This is a genomic window from Pseudomonas sp. B21-012, from assembly GCF_024749305.1.
Classification (GTDB): Bacteria; Pseudomonadota; Gammaproteobacteria; order Pseudomonadales; family Pseudomonadaceae; genus Aquipseudomonas.
On the sequence record NZ_CP087197.1, the window covers coordinates 2,838,476 to 2,863,129 of the forward strand.

Annotated in this window: 24 protein-coding genes; 14 read left to right on the forward strand and 10 right to left on the reverse strand. The window is 64.3% G+C overall.

The features are described 5' to 3' along the window. Positions 1-96: 96 nt before the first annotated feature. The 5 genes from LOY37_RS12850 to LOY37_RS12870 all read right to left on the reverse strand — a co-directional run bounded on the left by LOY37_RS12850 (position 97) and on the right by LOY37_RS12870 (position 5,553). Positions 97-1,350 (reverse strand): OprD family porin, encoded by a 1,254-nt coding sequence (locus LOY37_RS12850; RefSeq protein WP_258717085.1) that lies wholly within the window; start codon positions 1,348-1,350, stop codon positions 97-99. 85 nt (positions 1,351-1,435) lie between these two features. Then, positions 1,436-2,824 (reverse strand): tripartite tricarboxylate transporter permease, encoded by a 1,389-nt coding sequence (locus LOY37_RS12855; RefSeq protein WP_258717086.1) that lies wholly within the window; start codon positions 2,822-2,824, stop codon positions 1,436-1,438. Next, positions 2,821-3,297, reverse strand: coding sequence for a hypothetical protein (locus LOY37_RS12860; protein WP_258717087.1), 477 nt, complete (start codon positions 3,295-3,297; stop codon positions 2,821-2,823). Before LOY37_RS12860 ends, LOY37_RS12855 begins: the two co-directional genes overlap by 4 nt. Before the next feature lie 58 nt (positions 3,298-3,355). Then, positions 3,356-4,267 carry a hydroxymethylglutaryl-CoA lyase gene (locus LOY37_RS12865; RefSeq protein ID WP_093383089.1) on the reverse strand — a complete coding sequence of 304 codons (912 nt, stop codon included), beginning with the start codon at positions 4,265-4,267 and terminating at the stop codon, positions 3,356-3,358. After that, positions 4,267-5,553 carry a hydroxymethylglutaryl-CoA reductase, degradative gene (locus LOY37_RS12870; protein WP_258717088.1) on the reverse strand — a complete coding sequence of 429 codons (1,287 nt, stop codon included), beginning with the start codon at positions 5,551-5,553 and terminating at the stop codon, positions 4,267-4,269. Before LOY37_RS12870 ends, LOY37_RS12865 begins: the two co-directional genes overlap by 1 nt. Positions 5,554-5,691: 138 nt before the next feature. Between LOY37_RS12870 and LOY37_RS12875 the strand changes: the two genes are divergently transcribed. Continuing rightward, positions 5,692-7,062 carry a PLP-dependent aminotransferase family protein gene (locus LOY37_RS12875; protein ID WP_093383083.1) on the forward strand — a complete coding sequence of 457 codons (1,371 nt, stop codon included), beginning with the start codon at positions 5,692-5,694 and terminating at the stop codon, positions 7,060-7,062. Further along, positions 7,063-7,395: a hypothetical protein gene (locus LOY37_RS12880; protein ID WP_045198918.1), complete on the forward strand. Its 333-nt coding sequence runs from the start codon at positions 7,063-7,065 to the stop codon at positions 7,393-7,395. Between the two features lie 31 nt (positions 7,396-7,426). Here LOY37_RS12880 and LOY37_RS12885 read toward each other — a convergent pair whose 3' ends face one another. Next, positions 7,427-8,311, reverse strand: coding sequence for a LysR family transcriptional regulator (locus LOY37_RS12885; protein ID WP_045198920.1), 885 nt, complete (start codon positions 8,309-8,311; stop codon positions 7,427-7,429). 124 nt (positions 8,312-8,435) lie between these two features. On the opposite strand from LOY37_RS12885, the gene LOY37_RS12890 reads away from it, so the two are divergent. From LOY37_RS12890 to LOY37_RS12940, 11 genes are all read left to right on the forward strand, one after another. After that, positions 8,436-9,341 carry an amidohydrolase gene (locus LOY37_RS12890; protein WP_258717089.1) on the forward strand — a complete coding sequence of 302 codons (906 nt, stop codon included), beginning with the start codon at positions 8,436-8,438 and terminating at the stop codon, positions 9,339-9,341. A gap of 9 nt (positions 9,342-9,350) precedes the next feature. Next, positions 9,351-10,238, forward strand: a complete 888-nt coding sequence (locus tag LOY37_RS12895) for an oxaloacetate decarboxylase (RefSeq protein ID WP_258717090.1) — start codon at positions 9,351-9,353, stop codon at positions 10,236-10,238. A 238-nt stretch (positions 10,239-10,476) separates the two neighbouring features. Beyond that, positions 10,477-11,814, forward strand: a complete 1,338-nt coding sequence (locus tag LOY37_RS12900) for a KamA family radical SAM protein (RefSeq protein ID WP_258717091.1) — start codon at positions 10,477-10,479, stop codon at positions 11,812-11,814. Continuing rightward, complete coding sequence (locus tag LOY37_RS12905; protein ID WP_258717092.1) at positions 11,811-12,947, forward strand: FAD-binding oxidoreductase; 1,137 nt, start codon at positions 11,811-11,813, stop codon at positions 12,945-12,947. Before LOY37_RS12900 ends, LOY37_RS12905 begins: the two co-directional genes overlap by 4 nt. A 52-nt stretch (positions 12,948-12,999) precedes the next feature. After that, positions 13,000-14,358 carry a lysine N(6)-hydroxylase/L-ornithine N(5)-oxygenase family protein gene (locus LOY37_RS12910; protein ID WP_258717093.1) on the forward strand — a complete coding sequence of 453 codons (1,359 nt, stop codon included), beginning with the start codon at positions 13,000-13,002 and terminating at the stop codon, positions 14,356-14,358. Positions 14,359-14,369: 11 nt separating this feature from the next. Next, positions 14,370-15,659 (forward strand): acetyl-CoA carboxylase biotin carboxylase subunit family protein, encoded by a 1,290-nt coding sequence (locus LOY37_RS12915; protein WP_258717094.1) that lies wholly within the window; start codon positions 14,370-14,372, stop codon positions 15,657-15,659. Then, entirely contained in the window at positions 15,652-17,196 is a 1,545-nt protein-coding gene (locus LOY37_RS12920) for a methionine--tRNA ligase (RefSeq protein ID WP_258717095.1), read from the forward strand. Before LOY37_RS12915 ends, LOY37_RS12920 begins: the two co-directional genes overlap by 8 nt. After that, positions 17,193-18,362: a CaiB/BaiF CoA-transferase family protein gene (locus tag LOY37_RS12925; protein WP_258717096.1), complete on the forward strand. Its 1,170-nt coding sequence runs from the start codon at positions 17,193-17,195 to the stop codon at positions 18,360-18,362. The genes LOY37_RS12920 and LOY37_RS12925 overlap by 4 nt, the downstream gene beginning before the upstream one ends. Beyond that, on the forward strand, positions 18,359-18,709 hold the full coding sequence (locus tag LOY37_RS12930) for a cupin domain-containing protein (protein ID WP_258717097.1): 351 nt from the start codon (positions 18,359-18,361) through the stop codon (positions 18,707-18,709). The genes LOY37_RS12925 and LOY37_RS12930 overlap by 4 nt, the downstream gene beginning before the upstream one ends. Next, the gene (locus tag LOY37_RS12935; RefSeq protein ID WP_195883996.1) at positions 18,699-19,751 is read left to right on the forward strand and encodes an FAD-binding oxidoreductase; all 1,053 of its coding nucleotides are present in this window, start codon (positions 18,699-18,701) and stop codon (positions 19,749-19,751) included. Before LOY37_RS12930 ends, LOY37_RS12935 begins: the two co-directional genes overlap by 11 nt. 5 nt (positions 19,752-19,756) lie before the next feature. Continuing rightward, complete coding sequence (locus LOY37_RS12940) at positions 19,757-20,686, forward strand: AEC family transporter (RefSeq protein WP_045198935.1); 930 nt, start codon at positions 19,757-19,759, stop codon at positions 20,684-20,686. Here LOY37_RS12940 and LOY37_RS12945 read toward each other — a convergent pair. From LOY37_RS12945 to LOY37_RS12960, 4 genes are all read right to left on the reverse strand, one after another. Further along, positions 20,587-21,366: a YcxB family protein gene (locus tag LOY37_RS12945; protein ID WP_258717098.1), complete on the reverse strand. Its 780-nt coding sequence runs from the start codon at positions 21,364-21,366 to the stop codon at positions 20,587-20,589. The genes LOY37_RS12940 and LOY37_RS12945 overlap by 100 nt on opposite strands. Before the next feature lie 73 nt (positions 21,367-21,439). Further along, positions 21,440-22,165 (reverse strand): hypothetical protein, encoded by a 726-nt coding sequence (locus tag LOY37_RS12950; RefSeq protein ID WP_258717099.1) that lies wholly within the window; start codon positions 22,163-22,165, stop codon positions 21,440-21,442. Between the two features lie 42 nt (positions 22,166-22,207). After that, complete coding sequence (locus LOY37_RS12955) at positions 22,208-23,239, reverse strand: hypothetical protein (RefSeq protein ID WP_258717100.1); 1,032 nt, start codon at positions 23,237-23,239, stop codon at positions 22,208-22,210. Positions 23,240-23,348: 109 nt separating this feature from the next. Beyond that, positions 23,349-23,651: a DUF6124 family protein gene (locus LOY37_RS12960; RefSeq protein ID WP_052676534.1), complete on the reverse strand. Its 303-nt coding sequence runs from the start codon at positions 23,649-23,651 to the stop codon at positions 23,349-23,351. 388 nt (positions 23,652-24,039) lie between these two features. On the opposite strand from LOY37_RS12960, the gene LOY37_RS12965 reads away from it, so the two are divergent. Continuing rightward, entirely contained in the window at positions 24,040-24,651 is a 612-nt protein-coding gene (locus LOY37_RS12965; protein WP_258717101.1) for a dTMP kinase, read from the forward strand. Positions 24,652-24,654: the final 3 nt, after the last annotated feature.

A 24,654-nucleotide genomic window follows, 5' to 3' on the forward strand; every position in this document is an offset into this window, starting at 1 on the left:
AATCCTGTCTGCCCCTGAAAATAGATGCCAGGCCGAATATACGGCCTGGCACACAGTTTATCGGCAGCGGCGGCAGATTGTTGAGGGCGCCAGGGATTAAAGAAACTTGATCGGGTAATTGACGATCAGGCGGTTCTCATCGATGTCGTAGCTGCTGAAATCCCGGCGCAGGGTCGAATTGCGCCAGCGCAGCGACAGGTCCTTGAGCGGGCCGCTCTGGAACACGTAGCCCAGCTCCGTCTCGCGGCCCCATTCCTTGCCGTTGCGGGTGGCGCTGGTGTGCACATGAGCACCGGACAGGTAGCGGTTCATCAGGGTCAGGCCCGGCACGCCGAGGGCAACGAAGTCATAGTCGTGACGCAACTGCCAGGAGCGTTCGCGGGCGCTGTCGTAGCTTGAGTTGTAGGTGTCGTTGGCCAGCGGGTAGCCGGCGGTGCCGTTGACCCGCATCCAGCCGGTCTCGCCGTACACCCGTTGCAGGCCGAGGGAGAAGGTGTGTGCGCCGGTTTTCGCAGACAGCATCAGCGTTGCGGTTTTGTTGTCCAGCTGGCCTGCCTTGGCCGCGCCGTCTTCATCGCCCAGAAACAGGCCAAGGTTGGCGCCCAGCTTCCAGCTGCCCACAGCCTGGCTGTGGATCAGGTTCAGGTACTGCTGTTGGTAGATGTCCTCGAGCTGGGCATACCACAGGCCCACCTGGGTGGCCTTGTCGTTGAACAGGTACTCGCCGCCGGCAAAGTTGAAACGGTCCGAGGTGGCGTCGGGCCGGCCGGTCATGAACATGCGCTCCATGCTGGCGTCGTTGCGCGGGCTGTTGCCGCGAAACTGGCCGGTATAAAGGGTCAGGTTGTCGATTTCCCGTGAAGTCAGCTGGGCGCCGCGAAAGGTCTGTGGCAGCGAGCGGCCATCGTCCGAGCGCAAGATCGGCAACAGCGAAACCCATTCACCGACTTTCAGTTCCGTCTTCGAATAGCGGGCCTTGAGCGCAACCCCCAGGCGGCCAAAGTCGTCGGCCGGGCGGCCATCATCGTGCACTGGCAGCAGTTGCGTACCGGCCGTGCCGCGACCGCCATCGAGCTTGACCGAGTACAGCCCCAGCAGGTCGACGCCAAAGCCTAGCGTACCCTGGGTGAAGCCCGAACGCAGGTCGAAGATGAAGCTTTGCGTCCATTCCTCGGCCTTGCCCTGGGGGTAGGCCGGGTTTACGAAGTTGCGGTTGTGGTAGAAGTTGCGCAGGTTCAGCGACGCCGTGGTGTCGTCGACCAGGCCGGCTGCCGAGGCGCCAAGCGAGGCTGTCGAGCAGATCAACAGTGACGCAAGGTTGGCGGTTTTGGTGCGTGCAAGGATCTTCATTATTGTTATTTCCTTTCTAGTGAGCGCAGCAAGCCCTCGCAGCGCAAAGGCTGCGAAAAATGGCGGTTACAGGAGGGAGTGGGGGTCAGGCGCCGATCAGGGCAACCAGGGCGGGCACGGTGAGCACGGCGGTGTAGTAGCCCATGAACTGCACGCCGATGTTGAAGCCCAGAAAGCGCGAGAGAAATCCGCCCAGCAGGCCAATGGTGACGATCACCAGCAAACCGAGCAGGCCGCCTTCCCAGATGCCGATCACCAGGATCAGGCCGACAAAGGTCGCGATCACCGCTTCATGGCTGATTTTGCGCGACACGTAGGAGGCTGCCCGGTGCGCGTAGTTCATGGTGAAGGGGTAGGCGATCAGGATGGCGACGATCACCGCCAGCATGCCGTAGCCGAGAAACTCCCAGGTGCTGAGCAGCGAGTGCAGGTTGTTGACCTGGCCGCTGGCGGCATCGACGCTAAAGCGCGGTGGTGCATTGAACAGCGGCGCAGCCGGGCCGGCGGCGACCGGGCTCAGCGGCAGGCCGAAAGCGATCAGCGGAATCAGCGCTTCGGCGATGTAGGTGGACTCGGTGACGCCGTTGCGCGCAGTGATCACTGTGGTCAGGCGATGGTAGACGTGCTTGACCCGCGAACCGACCGCCTCGCCGAGAATCACGGTCATGGCCACCGGGCTGAACACGAAGGTGGCGCTGGAGACCACCGCAGTAACGGCCGTCCACAGGCTTTGCTTGCTGTCGAGCACGCGCAGTGGGTTGGGAAAGAAACTGCCCCAGCTTTTTACGTCAGGCGACAACGAGAAGGTGCGCGGTTGCTGGCGACGCATGCTGGCGCGCTCGGCCGGCGCCAGCAGAGAGAACAGCGCGGCGATCAACGGGCCGATGGCAATGCCGAGGAAGTAGCTGACGCTGAGCTTGACCCCATGCTGCGCGGTCAGGGTCTGCAGGCCGATAATCACCATGACGAACGGGATCAGGGTCAGCACCGCTGCCAGGCGGCCTTTGGAGAACCAGGCGATGGCCACCGCCGCCAACAGGAATACCCACGGCGCGGCATGCTTGATCATGTCGCCGAACGGCGCCAGCATTACCGCGAACAACACCGCCATGGGCACGGCGATCAGGGCGGCAATCACCGCGCCGGAAATCATCTTGCGCAGGGCAATGTGCGGAACCCCGAGGTTGCGCAAAAAGTTCGCTTCGCGCATCAATGGCGTGGCCATGGTGTCGCCCGGGATGCCGAGCAAGGCGGTCGGCACCGCATGGGTCATGTGCTTGGCCACGGCGCCGGCCAGAAAGAAGGTCAGCACGCCGGGGGCGGGTACACCCAGCAGTACCACCAACAGCGTCAGCGGCGCGAGGGTGGTGGTTTCATCGCTGCCGGAGATCAGGCCGATACCGGCAAAGATCACCGCGCCAAGAACCCCCATGCCCAGGGCGATCAGAAACTGATCCATCAACAGGGCAATCATGACCGGCCTCCGGCGGCGCTGGCGGCGCGGACCACCACGGCAGGTGTCACGTCAGGGTTGTCCGGGGGTGAGCGCAGGCCTTTTTCGTAGTCGGCGAACAGGTCATACAGGTCCATCTCGCGCAGTTCGGCAATCGTCGCCGCAGGCAGGTCGCTCAAGCTGCCGAGAGGGCCGAATTCGTTTTGCAGCTCGACAAGGATTTTCGCCCGCCAGGCCGGGTCTGCCAGGTGCTCGACAACGTTGCGCTTGGGCTTGAACAGCGCTGCGCTGATGGCGCCGCCGGCCAGGCAGCCGACAATACCGACCAGCATGGCGTAGGCGCGGGCCATTTGCAGCGACTCCACCCAGTCGGTCAGCAGGTGCTGGGCGGTGAAAAACGCGCCGAGGCTGACGCTGGCGCCAATGGCGATGGAACAGATAAGGTGACGACCGTCGACGGTGTCGCCCCAGACTTCGAACAGTTCGGCTTTCATCGGGATTCTCCCACTGCCCTTGCGGGCTTTTATTGTTATGAAGGTGAAGAGATAACGCTTATTGCATTGCACACAGGCGGCGTTGGGCGAGCAGGGCACGGGCGACCCTGGAGCCGGTCGGCCGGCCGAGTTCGGCACTGATAAACTCACCGGCATCGATCAGGGCGCCAAGATCGACGCCATGGTTCACGCCCAGGCCGTCGAGCAGGTACACCAGCTCTTCGCTGGCGACATTGCCAGTGGCGCCGGGCGAATACGGGCAGCCACCCAGGCCTGCGACCGAACTGTCGAACACCCGTACATCGGCTTCCAGCGCCGCATGGATATTGGCGATGGCCATACCGTAAGTATCGTGGAAATGCCCGGCCAGCGCGCTGACCGGCACCACCTGGCGACAGGCCGCGAGCAGCGCCCGGGTCGCCGCCGGCGTACCGGTGCCGAGGGTGTCGCCAAGGCTGATTTCATAGCAGCCCATGCCAAACAATGCAGCGCTGACCGCAGCCACGGCTTCAGGCTTTACTGCACCGGTGAACGGGCAACCCATGACGCACGACACGTAGCCGCGCACGCGGATGCCGGCGTCACGGGCGCGGACCATGACCTGCTGGTACTGGCGCAGGCTTTGTTCGATCGAGCAGTTGAGGTTTTTTTGCGAGAATGCCTCGGAGGCGGCGGCGAACACCGCGACCTCCTGGCAACCCGCGGCGATTGCCGCCTGCAGCCCTTTGAGGTTGGGCACAAGCGCCGTCCAGGTTACCCCCGGGCGCACAGGCAACGCCTTGAACACCTCATCGGACCCGGCCATCTGCGGCACCCAGCGCGGCGAGACAAACGCCCCGGCTTCCAGGGTTTGCAACCCGGCGTCGGCCAGGCGCTGGAGCAATTGCACGCGAATCTGCGGCGACAGCGTCAGCTTTTCATTTTGCAGGCCATCCCTGGCGCCGACTTCGACCAGCCGTACCGCGTCCATTACTGCGCCCGCTTGTGCTTGAGCAGTTCTGCCGCCTTGTCGGCGCGCACATCGCGGGCCTCGACCATCTGCTTGACCAGCCAGTTGAGCTCATCGCCGCGGGCCCCGGCCGCCAGGGCAATGTTGCGTGCGTGCAAGGCCATGTGCCCGCGCTGAATGCCTTCGGTCGACAGTGCCCGCAGCGCCCCGAGGTTTTGCGCCAGGCCCACGGCGACGGCGATTTCGGCCAGTTCCTGGGCAGTTTTCACCCCGAGGATGCGCAGCGACAGTTGCGCCAGCGGGTGGGTCTTCGTGGCGCCGCCGACCAGGCCGACCGGCATCGGCATCTCCAGAGTCCCGACCAGATGGCCCTGGCGGTCTTTTTCCCAGGTGGTCAGCGAGCCGTAGTGGCCGTTGCGGCAGGCATAGGCATGGGCGCCGGCTTCCACTGCGCGCCAGTCGTTGCCGGTGGCGACGATCAAGGGGTCGATGCCGTTCATGATGCCCTTGTTGTGGGTGGCGGCCCGGTAGGGATCGACCACGGCAAAATTGTACGCATCGAGGATGCCCTCGATGACCTCTTCACCGCTGTAGGCGCCCGTGCCCAGGTGTTCGGGAGCGATGCGCAGCTGAGCCCTGGCCAGGCGCAGGTCGGCGAGGTTGGAAAGGATGCGCAGGCGCACCTTGCCGCCGGTGATTTCCTCCAGCAGCGGCGCCACCGCCTCGGCCATGGTGTTGACGGTGTTGGCGCCCATGGCGTCGCGCACGTCGACGATCAGGTGGGCGACCAGCATCGGCCCGCGCGGGCTCTGGGCGAAAGTGTGCACTTCGATGTCGCGGCAGCCGCCACCGAGGCTGTTGAGCAACTGGTCCTTGCGGTTGGCCAGCTCGATGATTTCGTCCTTGCGGCGCATCAGGCTCAGGCGGGCATTGTAGGGGTCGTCGATCTCGACGATCTGCACCTGGGCACGCATCAGCGGCAGCGAACTGGAGGTCTGGAAGCCGCCGGCCTCGCGGGCCAGCTTGGCCATGAACGAGGCGGCGGCGACCACCGAAGGCTCTTCGACCACCAGCGGCACGATGACGTCGCGGCCGTTGATCTGGAAGTTGCTGGCCACGGCGTAGGGCAATTCGAAGGTGCCGAGGACGTTCTCGATCATGCCGTCGGCGATTTCCAGCGGCAGGGCGCCGGCGTCGCGAAGCAGGGCGAGGTCCTGCTCGGGCAGTTCGAGCACTGCTTGCAAGTGGCTCAAGCGTTCGGCAGGCGACATGGCGCGGAACATGGGCAGGCGGGAGTCGATGCTCATGGGGAGGGCTCTCTTGCAGTTATTGTTGTGAGATGGCGCCACCCTAGTCCGAACTGTTGTGCTAAAGAAGGTACAGTTTGGACAGACAGTACCCAAGCTGTACCCTCAGTGGACAAAAGGCATTCAGGACACCTGACGATGGCGCGGCTGACACTCGCAGAACAACTGGCGGCATCCCTGGCCGGGCAGATCGGCAATGGCACCTACCGGGTCGGCGAGCGCCTGCCGTCGCTGCGCGAGTGCATGCGCCTGTTCGGCCATTCGAAAAACACCGTGATCAACGCCTATGAAGCGCTGGCTGCCCAGGGGCTGGTCGAGGCTCGCCACGGGCAGGGCTTTTTCGTCAAGCAAGGCGCACCCAACGGCCACGAAGCCGAAGAACCGATGCCCTACGAGCGGGCGATGGACACCATCTGGCTGATGCGCCAGCAGTTCGTCCGCGAGCCCGGCCACTCACCGCTGGGCGAGGGCTTCCCGCCGGTCGAGTGGCTAATGGACATGCGCCTGGACAAGTTCACCCGGCAGATCATGCGCACCGGGGTGACCACGCTGTTCCGCTATGGCAACCGCCTGGGCAACGCCAGCCTGCGCCAGCACCTGGTGCAGAAGCTCGCCAGCTATGCAATCAGCGCCAGCCCCCGGCAAATCGTCACCACCCATGGCGCCAACCATGCCCTGGACCTGATCATCCGCCGCTTCGTCGCCCCGGGCGACAGCGTGCTGGTCGAAGACCCGGGCTATTACCCGCTATTCGGCAAGCTGCAACTGCAAGGTGCGCGGATGCTCGCGGTGCCGCGTTTAGCGGATGGCCCGGACATCGAGGTGCTGGAGCAGCACCTGCGCGAGCACAGGCCCAAGCTGTTTTTCATTCAGTCGGTGGGCCACAACCCGACCGGCTCGGACATTTCCCCAAGCAAGGCCCATCGGTTGGTGCAACTGGCCGCAGAACATCAGTTCATCCTGGTGGACGACGACGCCCTGGCCGATTTCAAACCGGCCTCGGCGATCAAGGTCTCGGCGCTCGACCAGTTGCAGCGCTCGCTGTACGTCGGCAGTTTCTCCAAGTCGGTGTCGGCGGCGCTGCGGGTCGGCTTCATTGCCGGCAGCAAGGAGGTCATCGACGAGCTGGGTGACCTGAAGATGCTCCTGCACACCAGCAGCTCGGAGCTGTGCGAGCGCACCGTTGACGTGATCCTCACCGAAGGGCATTTTCTGCGCCACCTGATCCGCCTGCAGGAGCGCCTGAAAGCCGCCACCACGGCGGGCCTGCAGATGCTCGACGAGATCGGTGCCGAGGTGTTCGTGCGGCCAGAGCAGAGCCTGTACCTGTGGGCGCGGTTTCCTGGGGTCGAGGATGCCAAAGAGCTGACCCGCCAGCTATTGCCCAAGGGCTTCATGATTGCCCCGGGGCATATCTTTTCGCCCGAGCAGGCCCGGGTGAACCCATGGACGCGGTTAAACGTGGCGTATTTGAATGATGCGCTGCTCAAGGCGATGGTGAGGGACTGAATGAGCGAAGACTACGCAGTATGGGATATCGATCAGATTCTTGAGGCTTACAGCCATGAGCCTGAACTCAGGGCGGGTGTCGAAGCCGGCCTGACAGCGTTGCTGGTTTTTCTCGAAAAGCATCAGCTTCTGACCTGTCGGGTAACCGATGCGCAAGGCAAGCTGTTCAAGCGCGCGCTCATGGCCAGCGAGATAAGCGGGGAGGGCAAGCTGCTTACCCATGGCCGCAACAATCCGGTACAGCGCTGGCTGGGCTCCAAAGGCGGGCAAAAGAATCCGCCGGACATGAAACTGCTGGAAAAAGCCCTGGCCACGATTCGTAAAGCGCAGTGAAGGGGGGGAACCTGGTTTCACCTGCCAGCGCTTAGCGGGCAAACAACAGCTCGGCGAAGCGGTCGGCCATGGTCGGCTTGGACTGGGCAGGCCAGATGGCACTGAGCTCGAAGTGCGGCAAGTCGGCGCCATCGCGGATCTCGCTGTACTTCATGCCTTCGAATTGCAGGGCCTGCACCGTTGCCGGCAACAGCGAAACCCCCCGGCCGGCGGCAACGTAGGCGACGACCGTCAGGGTGCGGTTGGCCTCCTGGATAATCTCGATCGGGTGCCCGAGGCGGCGAAACGTGCCGACAATGGCATTGCGAATCAACGGCAACTGCTGTTCGGGAAACCATACCAGCCCGGTGGCGGCCAGTTGCTCCATGCCCACCTTGCCGTCTTCGCCCAGCGCGTAGCCACTGGGTAGCACGGCAATCAGCGGGTCCTGGCTGATGAGCTTCTCGCGCATGTTGCCCTGGATCGACACCGGCGTGTGCAGCAGGCCGATATCGATTTCGCCCCGTTGCAGGGCCAGGCCCTGCTCGGCGTTGCTCATCTCGCGCAGCACCACTTCTACACCCGGGTAGTTTGCCTGCATGCGGTCCAGTGCCCGGGGCAGGGCGCCAAACAATGCCGTGGAGACGAAGCCGATGATCAGCCGGCCGGCCCGCTTGGCGCCGATGGCGCGGGCACGCTGGGTGGCGGCGTCAATCCTGGCCAGGCTGACGCGGATGTCATCGATGATCGCGGTAGCCGCAGGGGTCAGTACGGCGCCGCGCCGCGACCGCTCGAACAGCTTGACCCCCAGCTCGTTTTCCATCCGCACCAGGGCCTGGCTCAACGCCGGCTGGGCAATCCCCAGGTGTTCTGCGGCGCGGGTGATGCTGCCGGTGTCGGCGATTGCCAGGAAGTAACGCAGGTGACGGTTTTCCATAAGCCCACGGTATGAATATTGATCGTTGACATAATAGATATCAATCCAAGATTTTCATAGGATGGCACCAAGGATCGGATCCAATAAAGCCTTGCAGACTGGCAGGCAATAACAAGGAAGCGCAATGACCCAGGATGGCGAAAGGACGATCAGCCAGGAACACACCGCCGAAGGGTTTGCCGATCGTTGGTGCGCACAAGGCGCAGCGGTGATCAGCGCGATAGACAGCCACGCTCACGTTTTCGTCCAGGGCTTGCGCCTGGCTCCAGAGCGGCGGCACACGCCGGACTACAACGCCAGCGTGGATGATTACGCCCGCCACCTGGCCGCCAACCGGATTTCCCATGGCGTGCTGGTACAGCCGAGTTTTCTTGGCACCGACAATACCTTCCTGCTGGCGGCGCTTGAACGCTATCCGTCGCGCTTTCGTGGCGTGGTGGTGGTCGCGCCGGATATCGACGAGCCACAGTTGCAAGCGCTGGCGCTGCAGGGTGTGGTCGGCGTCCGGCTGAACCTGATCGGTGTCCCCCTGCCGGCGCTGCGCAGCCTGCTGTGGCAAGGTTTTCTGGCACGCATCAAGGCCCTGGACTGGCATGTCGAGGTGCAGTGCCAGGCCCAGGACCTGCCTGGCCTGCTCAGCGTACTGCTGGCCAGCGGCTGCAAGGTAGTGGTCGACCACTTTGGCCGCCCGGACCCACGCCAGGCCGAGGCCGACCCAGGCTTTGAGTATTTGCTGCGCCAGGGCGACAGCGCCCGGCTGTGGGTCAAGTTGTCCGCTGCCTATCGCTGTGCACAGCCGGCTGCCGACCCCGGCGGCCGGGCCTTTGGGCAACGGGCCACGCGGCTTTTGATGCAGGCCTTTACCAGTGAGCGGCTGCTCTGGGGCAGTGACTGGCCTCATACCCAGCACCGCCAATGGGTCGATTACGCCGCGGCGAAGTCGGCGCTGGCCGACTGGGTACCTGACCCGCTCGAGCGCCACGACGTGGTGTGCCAAACCCCGAAGAAACTGTTCAAGTTCAATCCATAAGGAGTTTCCATGAGCCTTTCAAGCTTGCAGCGCAGAGCCGCTTTTCGTCGCCAGGTCGAAGCCCGCAAGGGGCTGCTGGTCGCCGGTGTATTCAATGCCCTGAGCGCACGGATCGCTGCCGATATCGGTTTTCAGGCCTTGTACCTGAGCGGCGCAGGGGTGACCAACATGGCGCTCGGCCTGCCGGACCTTGGTTTCGTCGGGCTGGACGAGATGGCTGCCCATGCCGCCCGGGTTCGCGATACCACCGACTTGGCGCTGATCGTCGATGCCGACACCGGCTTCGGCAATGCCCTGAACGTGCGCCACTCGGTACGGGTGCTGGAGCGCAGCGGGGCAGATGCCATCCAGTTCGAGGACCAGGTGCTGCCGAAGAAGTGCGGGCATTTCAATGGCAAGGAAGTGATCAGTTGCGCCGAGATGGTCGGCAAGCTCAAGGCGGCGGTCGATGCCCGCCAGGACCCGAACCTGCTGATCATCGCCCGCACCGATGCCTGCGCGGTAGAAGGCATGGAGGCGGCCATCGAGCGCGCCCATCGTTATGTGCAGGCGGGTGCCGATATCCTGTTCATCGAGGCCACCGAAAGCCTCGAGGACATCAGGCGCCTGCCGGCGCTGTTCAGCACGCCGAACCTGATCAACATCGTCATCGGTGGCAAGACCCCGACCTTGAGCCGCGATGAGCTGGCAGCGCTCGGCTACGGCATCGTGCTCTACGCCAATGCCGGCCTGCAGAGCGCCTCACTGGGCATGCAACGCGCCTTGGCTACGCTGCTGCGCGACGGCCGCCTGGACGAAGATCCGTCGCTGGTGGTGCCGTTCGCCGAGCGCCAGCGCCTGGTGAACAAGACGATGTTTGATCAACTTGAGCGTCACTACGCTGCGCCTGACAGGTAATTGAACTGCGGCGCCTGCCGCGTATCAACGTCCTTGCGTGCATCTGAACAACAACGTGTGAAACACCGAGACCCTGAAGTTTCGGTGGCGGTTTCCTTCGTCTGAAAACTGACTCAATACAATATTTAATAATCTGAGGTCGGAAGTGGTTATGGATAACCTGATTACGAAAGTTTCAGCAAGTAACACCTGTAACGTGAGCACTAGTGCACGTCGAACGCAGTTGGCGTCGCCGCCCATGCGTGTATTCAGCCACCAGCGCCTCGGGCAGATCCCGCAACTGGTCAGGCATGCGCCCCACCTGATGGAATCCATCAGCCTGGTGGCACGTGTACTGCCGTTCAAAGTCAACGATTACGTGGTCAACAAACTGATCGACTGGACGGATGTGCCAAACGATCCGATCTTTCGCCTGACCTTTCCCCAGGCGCAAATGCTTGACGCCGAAGACCTCGAACAACTGGCGTATTGCGTACGCAACGAGGTCGGTGAACAGCAACTTAACGCGCTCATCCAGCGCGTGCGCGACGGCATGAACCCGCACCCGGCGCACCAGCAGTTGAACGCGCCTTCCCTGGATGGGCAACTGCTGCAAGGGGTGCAGCACAAGTACGCGCAAACGGTGCTGTTCTTTCCCAGCCACGGTCAGACCTGTCACAGTTACTGCACTTTCTGTTTTCGCTGGCCGCAGTTCATTGGCGACAAGTCGCTGAAGTTTGCTTCGAACGATGGCGAACAGTTGCACCGCTATCTGGCGCGCCACCCTGAGGTGACCGACGTGCTGTTCACCGGCGGCGACCCCATGGTGATGACGGCCGCGCACCTGACGCGCTACCTGGAACCGTTTCTGCAACCGGCGCTGAGCCATGTCACCACCATCAGGATCGGCACCAAGGCACTGAGCTACTGGCCGTACCGTTTCGTCAGCGACACCGATACGCCGCAGTTGATGGCGCTGTTGCGCCGCCTGGTGGACAGCGGCAAGAACGTCGCGCTCATGGCCCATTTGAACCATTGGCGGGAACTGACCACGCCAGTCGCCGAGCAAGCAGTGTCTGCCCTGCAGCAACTGGGCATCGTGATCCGTGCCCAGGGGCCGGTACTCCGGCACATCAACGACAGTGCCAGCACCTGGAAGCGCAACTGGGAGCAGCAAGTGCGCCTGGGCATCGTGCCCTACTACATGTTCGTGGAGCGCGATACCGGCCCGCAGGACTACTTCCAGGTGCCCCTGGCGCGGGCCCTGTCGATTTACAACGAGGCCATCGAATCCGTCTCGGGCCTGGCGAAAACCGCGCGGGGCCCCTCGATGAGCGCCGGGCCGGGCAAGGTCGAGGTCAGCGGAACCCTCGACCTGCAAGGGCAACGCTATTTCCTGCTGAAGTTCATTCAGGCGCGCGATACCCGCTGGCTGGGCAAGCCGTTCCTGGCCAGGTACAGCGAGACCGCCTGCTGGCTCGATCAACTGCAACCGCCGCAGGGGCAGTCGGAGTTTTTCTTCGAGGCCCAATACCGCCGGTTCGTCGAGCAAGGAGCACAACAAGCTACGCAAGCGCTCGTACGGGGTGAGGCATGAAGGCGCTGGCCTGCGAAATGGCCATCATCGGCGCCGGCTACTGTGGCTTGAGTGCGGCAATCGAGCTGGCTGGCCGGGGTTTTGGCGTACGCGTCTTCGAACGCGGCGAATGGGCGGGCAATGCCAGCGCCTTCAATTTCGGCTCGGTGGCGGCCATGCCCCCGGCCTTGCCCAATCGCGACGCGCAAGGCTCCCAAGGCGCCGATGCGCAGCAGCGCCTGCGCGCGGTGCTGGAGCCGATCAGCGAACTCAAGCGCCAGATCGACACCTTCGAATACGACTGCCAGTGGCGTCAGCCCGGGCACATTACCCTGGCAATGGATGATGATGCGGCGCGCACGCTCAAGCAGCGTCATGCCGAGGCGAGCACGCTGTTTGGCGGCGGTGTGCATTGGCTGGACGCCCGTCAGGTCAGTGCACAAACCGCTGCGCAAGGGGTGGTGGCGGGGCTGCTCAATGAGCACTTTGCCTTGATTGATCCCGCCGGGCTGCTGCTTGCCATGCGCAATCACGCCCAGGCCCTTGGCGTGCGCATCGACTACTCAAGCCCGGTGCTTGCGCTCGATCCGCAGGCAGACTCGGTCAACCTGCAGTTGCCTGCGGCGCGGGTCAACGCGGCGCGGGTACTGATCGCCAGCGAGGAAGCCTGGGGCCTCTGCACAGAGGCTGCGTTGCAACCGCTGACGATGTTCCAGACCCACCTGTGCGAAAGCCAGGTGCTCGGCGCGCGGGATTTGCAGCTGATATCCCGGCGTGCCCGCGTCTATGGCACCGCCACCGCCGACAAGGATTACTTTCGCGTGCACCACGGCCGCTTGTTGTTCGGCAGTCGCCTGGGCCTGGTACCGCTGGATGCCAGCCCGCAGGCCGTGGTCGCCGCCTTGCAGGCGCGGCTGGCGGGCTATTTTCCGTCACTGGCGGCAATCCCGGTGGCCAGGGTGTGGTCGGGCAGCCTCGGCTTTACCGACAACGGCCTGCCGCGCCTGGGGGCCAGCGGCCCGGTGTCCTGGGGCGGTGGTTACTGCGGCAGCGGCATTGCCACGGCCGTGCAGTGCGGGCGGCAGTTGGCAAGGATGGCGACCGAGGCCGGTGTCACCACGGGCTCGCAACCGATGCAATCACGCCAGCGCTGAGCCCGCCCGGGCGCGCTGCGGTTTCCTGAAGCATGCAGGGAGTGTGTTATCCATGAATACCTATGAAATCCCGTCGGTAGGCGCCAAGGGCGTGTCGCGTCACGGCGAGCGCTTCGACGTCATCGGCCTGGGCATCGGCCCGGCCAACCTGAGCCTGGCGGCGTTGCTGGAGCCTTGCAAAGGCTTCAAGAGCATGTTCTTCGAGCGCCGTGCCGACTTTCGCTGGCACGAAGGCATGATGCATGTGAACTCTTCGCTGACCACCAGCTTTCTCAAGGACCTGGTAACCCCGGCTGATCCTTGCAGCCCGTATTCGTTCATCGCGTTCCTGAAGAACACCGAGCGGTTCTACTCGTTCCTCAACGCGCGCTTTCCCACGGTGCGCCGCAAGGAGTTCGAGCAGTACATGGTCTGGGTCTGCCGGTCGCTGCACAACCTGACGTTCGACAGCGAGGTGCTGCGGGTGTCCAGGGATGGCAACGAGTGGGTGATCAACCACGCCAAGGGCACGGCGAGGACCGCCAACCTGGTGGTCGGTGCCGGCCAGCGGCCGTTCATTCCCAAGTGTGCGCAAGCCTGCCTGGGGCCGGCGGTGATGCATTCCTCACAGTTCGTGGTCAAGGCCCCGCAGGTGAGCGGCAAGCGCGTGGTGGTCATCGGTGGCGGCCAGAGCGGGGCGGAACTGATGCAGATGATGCTCAACCTGCCAGAAGCCAGCGCACCGGCGTCGCTGGTGTGGGTCAGCCGGCGCAGCAACTTTTTGCCGATGGACGACTCGCCCTTTGTCAACGAGTGGTTTGTCCCCGGCTACAGCGATCACTTTTTCGGCTTGCCCGCCGAGCAACGGCAAGGCGCACTCGCCCAGCAGCACATGGCCAGTGACGGGGTGGTCCAGGCCTTGCTCGAGAGCATCTACCGGCGCCTTTACGAGGTGACCTACATCGAGGGGCGCAATCAATTCTGCCGGCTGCTGCCCGGGTCCACCCTGGAGTCGCTGCGCGCGGTAGACGACGGGCTGGCGCTGCGTATCGGCAATGCCACCGGCACGCGCAACCTGGGTGCCGACCTGGTGCTGCTGGCGACCGGTTCCGAGTTTCAGATGCCGGCAGCGCTGCAGCCGCTGCGTTTCGAGATGGCGACGAAAAATGGCCTGCCCGAGCTCAGCGCAGACTATTCGGTGAAATGGTCGCGGGCCGACCACCCACGGCTGTTCTTCCAGAACGCCGCGCGTCACCTGCGCGGCATCGCCGACCCGAACCTGAGCCTGGCCGCCTGGCGCAGCGCCAAGATCGCCAATGCCGTGCTCGGCAAGCCGCACTACGACGTCGGCACGCCGCCGGGGCTGGTCGAGTGGGGCGCAGAAGCGGCGCCGCCGACGTTCCTGATGCAAGACCAACAACTGACTGAATGAAGGACCACATCATGTCTGAAGCACCTTACATCCTCTACCTCGACACCCGTGCCCTGGCCGGCGAAAGGATCGCCGAAATCGCCGCGGGCCATGCGCTTGGCTTCAAAGTGCTGGTCGCCACGCCCACGCCAGAGGTGTTCAAGTCCATGGGTTGCGCAGGGCTGATCGCCACTCGCCTGGGCGACTATGACGCCGCTCAGGAGGCGATTCTTGGCTACCTCGACGAGCAGCGCATCACGCTCTCAGGCATCGTTGCCTGGAAGGACCTGGAGGTCGAACTGGCCAGCCGCCTGAGCCAGCGCCTGGGCCTGGTGGGGAGCTCGGCCGAGGCCGCTGCCAATGTGCGTGACAAGGCGCGCACGCGCCGCTGCCTGGACGCGGTGGCCAACGCCAACCCCCGTTACGCCGTGGTCAGCGACGAACAGGCGTTGCTTGACGGCCTGCAAAGCGTCGGCCTGCCAGCCTTGCTCAAGCCTGCCGGCAACTCGGGCAGCCGCGGCATCTTTGTGCTCGACCAAGGCTGCGATGCGCTGCAGGTGTACCGCGCCTTCCGTGCCTACAACACTGCGGACAAAGGCGAGATGTACGCGCTGTATGGCGAGCATGCGCTGCTTGAGGAACAACTGGTCGGCAGCGAGCACTCGGTGTCGGGGCTGGTCGCCGACGGCCGGGTGGTGATCAACGCAATCATCGACAAGACATTCGACCGCTCGATCCCGATCCAGTACGAAAACACCACACCTTCGCAGCTCGACGGCGCGCTGCAGGAACGTATCTGCGCCATGGTTCGCGCGGCGGTCGCGGCCACCGGCATTGACTGGTGCGGCTTTCATGTCGACCTGATGGTCACCGCCCAAGGGCCGAAGATCCTCGAGATCGGCGGTCGCCTGGGCGGCGAGTTCATCAACTCGCACCTGCTGCCCAACAGCCTGCTGGGCTACTCCCCGTATCAGGCCGTGCTGCAACTGGCGTGCGGGGTGATCCCGGACGGCTGCGTGGATCGCATCGCCAGCGCCGCTACCCGCGCCGGGCAACGGGTGATCATGCCGCCGCGCACCGGCCAGGTGACCCGGGTCGAAGGCTACGAACGCCTGTGGAAACGCAGCGAGATGCGCTTTCTTCAGGTGGTGGCCGGCGAGGGCGCGCAAATGGCCTTGCCCGCCGAGCGCTTCAAGGCCTACGAAATTGCCTATCTGATTGCCCAGTGCGCCTTGGAGGACGATATCCACGCGGTGCTCGGGCAGTTGGCCAGCGAAGTCAAGGTGGACATTGCTCAGCAACGGGAGGCGTCGCATGTCTGAGATCACGGCAAAACAATACCTGCTGGTACCGGCGATGCCGGCGCCGAACGGCCGGCTGCACCTTGGCCACGTCGCCGGCCCGTACCTGAACCTGGACATACTGGCGCGCCACCTGCGCCGCGAAGGCCACCGGGCCAGCATCGTCTGCGCCAGCGACCCCTTCGACTCCTACATTCCGCTGCGCGCCCAGCAGGCGGACGTCGATCCCGCGTCGCTGGCCCAGGAAAGCTGCGCAGGGATCATCAACGACCTGGCCTACATGAACATCCAGGTCGACCTGTTCGTCGATCCGCTCGACCCCGAGCACCGCGAGCAATACCTGGCCGCGCATGTCGACCTGGTCGATCGCTTGAGCGCCCAGGGCCAGGTGAGCTGCGTCGAAGAGCAAATGCCGTGGTCCACCGCCAGGCAGACGTTTGTCAGTGGCAGCTTTCTGACCGGGCACTGCCCGCAGTGCGATCAGGCCATTTCCGGGTTCTTCTGTGAAGACTGCGGCGCACATTTCGAGCCGGACCAGGTGCGCGCGCCACGTGCACGCTGGGGCGAAGAGGTGCCCGCGCGGGCACTGGACAACCTGTTCTTCCAGATCCGCGAGCCGCAGGCGCTGCTCGCGCAGTTGCAGGCCACCCAGACCCCAGACCCATTCATCGACATCGCCCGGCGCCATCTAAGCCGGCTGCCAGCCCGGGTACGGGTCACCAACCACGCCGGATGGGGCTTGCCCTATCAGCTGGACGGTCAGGCGCGGACGCTGTTTGGCCATGGCCTGCTGTTTGGCGCGGTGCGTTTTGTCGGCGACTGCTTTGCCCGGGCGACGGGCCTGGCGCAAAACCCGTTCGATCGCGACTCGCCGGTCATCACGGTCAATGGTTTTGGCATCGACAACAGTGTTTCGCACCTGGTCAGCATCCAGGCGATGGCCATGGCCGACGGCCTTTCCAAGCCGTTCGAGCACTTTCTCATCAACCACTTCTACACGCTGGAGGGGCGCAAGTTTTCCACCAGCCTCGGCTGGGCGGTGTGGGTCGAGGACATGGCCCGCGAAGGGCGGGTACCTTGCGATGCCTTAAGGTACTTCCTGGCCAGCACCAGCCCGATTCACCAGCGCACGGATTTCACCCGGCAAGACTTCGAGCAGTTCCTCAATGGCCGCTACGCGGGCCTGATCGAGCGGGTGAACACGGCACTCGGCGGTGCCGCCAAGGCTGCGGCGGTCGATGCGCCGGTGATGGCTGCATTCGATGCAGCCTACGCCGAGCAGGCCCAGGCCCTGACCTTCGCCAGCTTCGATCCGCAGGCGGTGAGCCGCAGCATCGCCGGCTGGGAGGCGCTGTTCGCCAGCCTGGCTGACGACAACAGTCGGTACTGGTGGCTCAAGGGCCTGGCGGTGCTGGCCTGTCCGTTGCTGCCGACGCTGGCGCAGTCGATCTGGCACAGGCTAGGGCAGCCGGGTGAGGTCAGCGTGCAGGCGTTCAAGCAGCAACGCCGCGCTGCAACCCGAGCCGTCGCCAACGGCCAACTGGAGGCCAGCTCATGAAACCTGCCCTTGAAGGATTGCTCATCGTCGACCTGACCCGGGTACTGGCGGGCCCGTTCTGTACCATGCTGCTGGCCGACCATGGGGCGCGGGTCATCAAGGTCGAGCAGCCGGGCAAGGGCGACGACGCCCGCGCCTATGGCCCGTGGTTTGGCAATAAGTCTGCCTATTTCTCGTCGCTCAATCGCGGCAAGCAAAGCATCGCCCTGGACCTGAAGAAGGCCGAAGACCGGCAGATCTTCGAAGACCTGCTGGAGCACGCCGATGTGCTGACCGAGAACTTTCGCCCAGGCACCATGGAAAAGCTCGGTTATGGCTGGGATACCCTGCATGCGCGCTACCCGCGGCTGATCTACGGCGCCGCCTCGGGGTTCGGGCACACCGGTTCGTCATCCCAGCGGCGCGCCTACGACATGATCGTCCAGGGCATGGGCGGGATCATGAGCGTCACCGGTGAACCAGGACGCACCCCGGTGCGCGTCGGGGTGTCGATCGGCGATATCAGCGCTGGCCTGTTTCTTACCTGCGGGCTGCTGATGGCCTTGCTCAAGCGCCAGCACAGCGGGCATGGCGCGAAGGTCGATATCGCCATGTTCGATTGCCAGCTGGCCCTGATGGAATACTTCATCGGGCGCTATTTCGCCACTGGCGAGGTGACCGGGCCGGTGGGCAGCTACCGGCCGGCGATCGCCCCACCGTTTGGCGTGTACCAGGCGCTCGATGGCGGGCTGATCATCGCGGCCGGCAACGACAAGCTGTTTGCCGTGCTGTGCGAAGCCATTGAGCGCCCGGACATGCTGCTCGATCCGCGCTTCTCGAGCGCCGAAGCACGCAAGGACAACGAGGCACTGCTGGCACAGACGCTCAATGCCGCCCTGGCGGCAAAACCGGTCAGCGCCTGGACCGAGCACTTCGCTGCGGCCGGGCTGCCCGCCGGCCCGATCAACCGCGTCGACCAGGCCGTCGCCCATCCGCAGGTGGCCGAGCGCAACATGCTCATCGACGTCGATGACCCGCAAGTGGGGCGCTACCGCCTGGTGGGTTCGCCGATCAAGATTTCTGACGCGCCTGACCCACGCCAGCGTCGCGCCGCACCGGCACTGGACCAGGATCGCGAGGCGATCCTCAAGCAACTGTCACGCTCCATTCGGGAGGTAAAAGCATGAACGGCACTGCCAATCCCAAGGTCAAGCCACTGCCCGCCGAGTCGCATGTACCGGGCGTGGTGCTGTGCCAGGCGGACTTCGCCGGACTGGGCGCAGGGGTCACGCCGTTCAGGGGCGGGCTGTTTACCGTGGCGCCCCAGTGCACCTCGCGCCCGGACAAGCACGCAGTACGCGAATGCTGGATGATCGCCAACGGCGGTGGGGTGCTGGAATACCAGGGCAGCACGCTGCGGGTCGAGCAGGGCGATGTGCTGCTGTTCGAGCCGCATCATCAGCACCAGATTCACAATGATGGTGTGCAACCGCTGGTCATCAGCACCGTTTGGTGGAATGTCCATGCAGGCTGACCTGGTGGTGGTCGGCGCTGGCATTGTCGGCGCGACCCTGGTGGCCCGGGTACGCCAGTGCTTGCCCGGTTTGTCACTGATGCTGGTCGATGACGGCCAGCGCGCCAGTGCCTCGGCGCTGTCGGCGGGCCTGGTGACGCCGTTTTGCGGCGCGGGCAGCCGGCGCCGGCGCTCGGAGCTGGCCTTCGCCCATTACCAGGCACTGAGCCAGCGCTGGCCGGGGGTCGCCAAGGTTGCGTTCAGCTTTGTCGCCAGCGAGGGGCAAAGGCCGCTGTTGTTCGACGCCAAGCCACTCGAAGGCCGCCTGGCAGCGCTCATGCACCAGTACCGCGGCGCCTCGGCCAAGCCGGCCTTGTTCCAGGCCGGGCATGCCTTTGTCATCGATGTCCCGGGCCTGGTGAGCGCTTACCTGGCACCTGGCGAGGGTCGCCTGACCCGGCTTGCCGCCCGGGTTGAGCGCCTGGACGGCGATGGCCGTGCCTGGTGCCTGCAGACCAGCGCCGGCGCGGTGACGGCGCGGCGCGTGATCTTCGCCAGCGGTGCCCGCAGCAACGCGTTGCTGGGGGCAATCCCGGGCAGCCTGATCAAGAAGATCGTGGCGTTCGACCTGCAAGCTGCACAGCTACCGGACCCAACGCAAGGGGTCATCTACATGCCAGCGCGCAAGGCCTTTGTGATGCCCAACCAGCGCCGCGATGGCTGGCTGTTAAGCATCACCTCTGCCGACTGGCGCGCTGTCGCTGACGGTCGCGTCGACGCCTTGCCCGACGAAGCGCGCGAAGCGCAGAGCATTCTCCAACAAGAACTGCCCGGCCTGCCCATCCGTTCGCTGCGCGCGCGCGCGGCATTTGACAGCTACTGCGCCGATGGCGAACCCAGGGTCGTGTGCCTGCCCGGGGGGCCTGGCGCCTGTGCGTTGGTCGGTGCTTCCGGCTCGGGGGTGCGTTTTGCCCCGGCGCTGGCAAACGAAGCGCTGGTGGCGGTCGGGCTGCTGGCCGATGCCAGCGCCCCGGGCTTTATCAATCATTGCAAGGAAACCTGAGCATCATGCATGCAGCAACAGCGCTGGCGGCCATTGCGCCGTCATTCATATTGATCCTGATCGGTGTCGTGCTCAGGCGTGGCGAGTGGCTGGACAGCGGCTTCTGGAAGGGCGCCGAGAAGCTCACCCACTGGCTGTTCTTTCCGGCGTACCTGGTGCATACCATCGCCACCGCCGGCACCATGGGCAGCACGGCCAAATCGACGGTGCTGATCCTCGGTGCGGTCACCCTGGTGATTACCTTGGGCGTATTGCTGGGCTGTCGCTACCTGCGCGTGGTGCATGCAACCTTCACCTCGATCATGCAGGGCTCGGTGCGCTTCAACAGTTTCATCTTCCTGTCGGTGGCCTCGCAGTTGCTCACGCCCGAGGACTACGGCGTTGCAGCGGTGGTGGTTGCCTACATGGTGGCGATTTCCAATACCGTGGTATTGCTGGCGTTCGGCAGCAGGGACGGCTCGGTGTGGGGGATTGTCCTGAAGGTTTGCCTCAACCCGCTGATCCTCGCCAGTGGCGCGGGGCTTGCCCTCAACCTGAGCGGCGTGCTGCTGCCGCAAGCGCTTGCCCAGCCGCTGAGCGCACTGGGTGCACCGGCCTTGCCGTTGAGCCTGATCTGCGTCGGGGCGGCCTTGCAGATACCCAGTGGCGAGTTTGCCCGCTTGTGCAAGACCGGCTTGCTCACCGCCAGCATCCGCCTGGGGCTGTTCCCGCTGCTGGCCTATGCGCTGATCAGCGCCTGGCCCGTGCCGCCCTTGGTCGCCACGCTGGTGCTGCTGTACTCGGTGGCGCCCTGTGCGAGCAATTCATATGTGCTGGCAACCCAGTATGGTGGCGATCATCGGCTGATGGCGTTCGTCGTGGCGGTGTCCACGGTGCTGTCGTTCGTGCCGATGTTCCTGCTGGCCGGCTCGCTATCAGTGATGGCCGTACCCTGATCGGTGTGCCCGGTGGCCTCAACGATTGTCGAGGGCGCCACCGGGCAGTGGCCGAGGAACGCACGCAAGCCTTGCTGGTATTGCTCAGGCGGCATCAGCTCGCTGTCTTTGACAATCACCAGGGACTGGCCCTGGCTAACCATCGGCGCGCTGGCCACGAGGTAGCAGTAAGGCGTTTCCAGCACCTGCGCGATCTGCTCCCAGGCCAGGCTGCTGGTGCCGGCACCGGCTTTGTCGAGGCTAAAGCCCTGCTCGTCGAAGCGCAGGCAATAGGTGCTTTCAAGCGATTTCAGTGGCGCCCGCAAGCGGGCTTCGATCAGCCGCTGATTGAGCCCGCGCAACGGTGCCCGGGGCTTGGCGTGGTTGGCGGCGATGCGTGCTTGCAGGTGCTTGATCCAGCGTCCGGAAAAACGCCACCAGAGCGGGATGAACAGCAGCACGAACAGCCCCAGGGTGATGACCTTTTGCGGGGTGAAGCGTCGTTCGGGGAAATAGATCGCCAGCAGGCCGCCGACCAGGCACAGGGTGAACATCAGCGGGCCGACCAGGCGGCTTTGCCAACGGGCAAAGGTGGCCATGGCCCGCGCTTGCTGCTGATCCTGCTTGAGCAATTCCTGCTCGAGCCGTTCGGCCATCCAGGTGTGAAGATGGGCGGCGGTGATGCTGAAGTGCAGTTCCATGGCGGCGTTGATCCGAGGTCCGTGTTCGGTGGGGGCGGCAGTCTACCGGCTTTTGCAGCCTGACGACCCCGTTTCAGGCGGGGAACTGCTCGATATGGCGCTCTACCCACGCGTACAGGCACTCATCGAGGTGCGCGCGCTGCTCACTGAAGCGCTGCTGGCAGGTGTTGAACAGCGCATCCTGGTTGACCCGAACGGCAAGCTCTGCGGCGCTTTCGCCCCCGGCATGGGCTGCCCGCAGTTGTTGCTGGCGTTGCTCGGCCTGTTCCAGGGTAACGGCCAGCGCATCCCGCTGCAGGTGCCGAAGCTGGGCGACGGCCTGCGGCAGATGAAAGTGCAGGGCACAGTCAAAGCCTTCCCAGTCCTCGAAGGCCAGCCATTCGTGCAGCACCATGAAGCAGCGGGTAGCCGGGGGCAATTGCTCCAGCCGTGCGAAGTCCAGCCAGTACGGGCGCGGCAGTTGCTCGGCGGTTTCCAGCGCCTGGGCAATCAGGTCCAGGGCGCGGCCCTTGTCGTGATGATGCTGGCGCAAGATGCGCTCGGTCAGGCTGTAGCGCATTTGCTCGATGGCGCTCAAGGCGCGGCTCAGCTCATAGCCTGCGCCATGCAGGTGCGCCCGGGCCTGATCGGCGGGCAGCCCGGACTTGTCCACCAGCACCTGCAGCAGCTCGGCCTTGTAACACTCGGCGGCCTGCTGCGGGTCGCCTGCGCAGCGCTCCAGCAAGGCCAGGGCATGGCGCAGGCCGATGGGGATGGCGCTGCGCAGTTGCTGCAGGGCCTGGGTGTCGGTCGGGTCCATTGACTGGCTACCTCGGGGAGTTGTCTATGTTTGGCGAACCTGTCACGGCACCTGCAAGCTCGGCAGCGCGGCCCGACCCTGCGCCGAGAGCAGCGGCTGCAGTTGTTGCCAGGTGAAGCTCAGGTCGACATCACAGCCATCGCCGCTGGGCTGGTTGGCCAGGCGCAGGCCCTGGGTGTCGAAACTCAGGTCGTAGCTGCTGTAGCTGGCGACATCCGGGCAGTCGCTGTCTGCGCTGGCCTGGGTCTGCAACCAGCTGGCGAATTTTTTCGGCAGCTCGACATGCCCGGTGTAGGGGCTGTCCCACGCAAAGCGCGTACCGATCCAGGTCCAGGGGTCGACGCTTTCACCGGTTTGCAGGTTCCAGCTGTGCAGGCCCCAACTGATGCCGCCGCGACCATAGCCTGCGCTCCAGCGGTAGAACCTGACGGTGATCCACTGCGATGACCAATAGGTGGGTTCGACGCTGATCTCGCTGGTTGCGGCGGAGCCGTTGCGGCCGAGGAACTCGCGGCGCTCGCTGAAGAACGTTTTCTGGCCCTCGGGGCTTGCGGCCAGGCGGGCCAGGTGTTGATTGATTTTATGGATGGCCGGGCTGTCGCCGTTGAGCTTCAAGGTGACCTGGGCGCCTTGGGTGCGTACTTGATAGGCGTGCTCGCCGAAGGTTTTCTTCTCGACCTTGACCGGCAGCGGGGCTGCCTCCATCGGCTGGTTGAAGGCGTCGCCACCACAGCCTTCGGCGCTGGTGCGTGTCAGCGCCAGAGGTAGCGGCGTGGCGCCCGGGGCCTTGCGCCAGGTTCCGCTCAGGTGATCGCCCTGGGGTGCGTCCAGGTGCCAGAAACCCGTATTGCCGTGTTCGGCCCAGGGTTCGCCGGGGGTTTCCTGGGCTAGCGGGATCGGCGTGAGAAAGCGCTGGTAGTAGTAGCTACCGTTGCGCTCGGGGGCGGCGTTGAAACAGGCGCTGATCGCCGCCTTGCCCAGAGTGCCTTGCCAGACGCCGGCAAGGTCGCTGGATGCGGCACTGGCGTAGCCACACGCACCAGCGAGAGTCAGCAGGGCCAGGGGCTTGAGCATGAGGATCGGACTTCCGGTTGTCTGACGGGCAGGCATCATAGCCAATGATTGGCTCCTGGGGTATTGAGCCAATAGCTGCCCTTGCTCCACTCGCCCCTGATCCCACCGTCTAGCGGGGGCTAAAGACCCGGTTCACGCCCCCACCATCAAGCACGGCGTCAATCAGCGCCCGCGCCGTCTCGATGTGCTGGCCGGCGCCGTACACCAGGGAGTGGTCGTTGAGCGTCAGGTGGTCGAGCGCGTCGCTGACCGTGGCCTCGGCGCATTCCAGCAACTGGCAGGCATGCAGCAGCGCTTCTTCGGCGGGAATGCCGGCGCGAACAGTGAACATGTGATTGCTGCCAAACGGGGTGCTGGCGGTGGTTGCGGTGGAAAGGTCGAGGCTGGGGGGATCGGGGACTGGCTTTTTCATGTCGTGCTCCGAGGTGCGGTGGAGCGGCCACGCTTCGCTGCTAAACGAAGGGTGGCAGCTGTACGCGGGTTAGCAGACCGGGCACCTAGAGCAAAACCGGCGCACCCGAAGGTGCCCCACGTACAGCCGCCATATAGCGGTTTCCGTTGAACTCTAGATGCATGTTCGGACTGCTAAATCCGGTCATTGGATTTTCCAACGACGGCAGCAGCCTAGGGCCATAAAAGGCTCGGCACAATAGCGCAACGGCGGCGGAAGTATGATTCAGAACGGTCTTACAGAAAACACCTACAGCGTCGCGATTTGTCGCTGTTTACTGTGGGAGCAAGCCCAATGATCGGCAGAAACCAGTAGAGTGCGCATCACTCCCTCAATTGTTGCTTGAAGCATGAACCGTCCGCTGTTTGTTTCCCTCGATGGGCCCAAGGGCACCGGCAAGACCACGCTCCTGGAGGCCGTGACCAAAGCCTTGCGCGCCGACAAGCACAAGGTGATCCGCCTGTGCGAGAAAAAAAGCGACCCCTTTCGCGGTGCAACCATGGCCCTGGTCAACCAGTTGGTGCGTAATCCCTGCCGGGATCTGGAACTGGCCGTGTGCAAGCGTCTGGCCGATAGCCGCACCTGGATATCCGCGCATGTGCTGAGCAAACAGCCCGCCGACAGCATCATCCTCATCGATCGCTGGTACCCGTCCGATGCGGCGTTTCGCCGTTTAGTGCCGTTTGCCGAGATTCTGCAGTTGAACCTGGAGCGCAACGTACGGGTGCCGGACCTGCATGTCGGGGTGGTCACCGACCCTGAAGTGTCGTGGGCGAGGGCCGCGGCACGCAACCGCGGGCTGAACAGCACGGTGATGCACCGGCTCGAAGAGCACGTGGCGAGTACCGAGGCGTTCGAGCAGGCGGTTGCCGATAACGGCTGGGTGCTGTGCCGCAATGAAGGCACGATCGAGGAAGCCACCCGCCAGGTGGTTTCGTCGATCTATGCAGTCCTGCACTAGCAA

What these genes read in the sequence shown, in the direction of transcription:
- LOY37_RS12915 (WP_258717094.1), top strand. Translation starts at nt 14,370, where the DNA reads ATGTCTGAAGCACCTTACATCCTCTACCTCGACACCCGTGCCCTGGCC.
- LOY37_RS12880 (WP_045198918.1), top strand. Translation starts at nt 7,063, where the DNA reads ATGAGCGAAGACTACGCAGTATGGGATATCGATCAGATTCTTGAGGCT.
- LOY37_RS12910 (WP_258717093.1), top strand. Translation starts at nt 13,000, where the DNA reads ATGAATACCTATGAAATCCCGTCGGTAGGCGCCAAGGGCGTGTCGCGT.
- LOY37_RS12935 (WP_195883996.1), top strand. Translation starts at nt 18,699, where the DNA reads ATGCAGGCTGACCTGGTGGTGGTCGGCGCTGGCATTGTCGGCGCGACC.
- LOY37_RS12960 (WP_052676534.1), bottom strand. Translation starts at nt 23,651, where the DNA reads ATGAAAAAGCCAGTCCCCGATCCCCCCAGCCTCGACCTTTCCACCGCA.
- LOY37_RS12940 (WP_045198935.1), top strand. Translation starts at nt 19,757, where the DNA reads ATGCATGCAGCAACAGCGCTGGCGGCCATTGCGCCGTCATTCATATTG.
- LOY37_RS12900 (WP_258717091.1), top strand. Translation starts at nt 10,477, where the DNA reads ATGCGTGTATTCAGCCACCAGCGCCTCGGGCAGATCCCGCAACTGGTC.
- LOY37_RS12945 (WP_258717098.1), bottom strand. Translation starts at nt 21,366, where the DNA reads ATGGAACTGCACTTCAGCATCACCGCCGCCCATCTTCACACCTGGATG.
- LOY37_RS12950 (WP_258717099.1), bottom strand. Translation starts at nt 22,165, where the DNA reads ATGGACCCGACCGACACCCAGGCCCTGCAGCAACTGCGCAGCGCCATC.
- LOY37_RS12955 (WP_258717100.1), bottom strand. Translation starts at nt 23,239, where the DNA reads ATGCTCAAGCCCCTGGCCCTGCTGACTCTCGCTGGTGCGTGTGGCTAC.
- LOY37_RS12855 (WP_258717086.1), bottom strand. Translation starts at nt 2,824, where the DNA reads ATGATTGCCCTGTTGATGGATCAGTTTCTGATCGCCCTGGGCATGGGG.
- LOY37_RS12850 (WP_258717085.1), bottom strand. Translation starts at nt 1,350, where the DNA reads ATGAAGATCCTTGCACGCACCAAAACCGCCAACCTTGCGTCACTGTTG.
- LOY37_RS12920 (WP_258717095.1), top strand. Translation starts at nt 15,652, where the DNA reads ATGTCTGAGATCACGGCAAAACAATACCTGCTGGTACCGGCGATGCCG.
- LOY37_RS12875 (WP_093383083.1), top strand. Translation starts at nt 5,692, where the DNA reads ATGGCGCGGCTGACACTCGCAGAACAACTGGCGGCATCCCTGGCCGGG.
- LOY37_RS12870 (WP_258717088.1), bottom strand. Translation starts at nt 5,553, where the DNA reads ATGAGCATCGACTCCCGCCTGCCCATGTTCCGCGCCATGTCGCCTGCC.
- LOY37_RS12885 (WP_045198920.1), bottom strand. Translation starts at nt 8,311, where the DNA reads ATGGAAAACCGTCACCTGCGTTACTTCCTGGCAATCGCCGACACCGGC.
- LOY37_RS12860 (WP_258717087.1), bottom strand. Translation starts at nt 3,297, where the DNA reads ATGAAAGCCGAACTGTTCGAAGTCTGGGGCGACACCGTCGACGGTCGT.
- LOY37_RS12890 (WP_258717089.1), top strand. Translation starts at nt 8,436, where the DNA reads ATGACCCAGGATGGCGAAAGGACGATCAGCCAGGAACACACCGCCGAA.
- LOY37_RS12930 (WP_258717097.1), top strand. Translation starts at nt 18,359, where the DNA reads ATGAACGGCACTGCCAATCCCAAGGTCAAGCCACTGCCCGCCGAGTCG.
- LOY37_RS12865 (WP_093383089.1), bottom strand. Translation starts at nt 4,267, where the DNA reads ATGGACGCGGTACGGCTGGTCGAAGTCGGCGCCAGGGATGGCCTGCAA.
- LOY37_RS12905 (WP_258717092.1), top strand. Translation starts at nt 11,811, where the DNA reads ATGAAGGCGCTGGCCTGCGAAATGGCCATCATCGGCGCCGGCTACTGT.
- LOY37_RS12925 (WP_258717096.1), top strand. Translation starts at nt 17,193, where the DNA reads ATGAAACCTGCCCTTGAAGGATTGCTCATCGTCGACCTGACCCGGGTA.
- LOY37_RS12965 (WP_258717101.1), top strand. Translation starts at nt 24,040, where the DNA reads ATGAACCGTCCGCTGTTTGTTTCCCTCGATGGGCCCAAGGGCACCGGC.
- LOY37_RS12895 (WP_258717090.1), top strand. Translation starts at nt 9,351, where the DNA reads ATGAGCCTTTCAAGCTTGCAGCGCAGAGCCGCTTTTCGTCGCCAGGTC.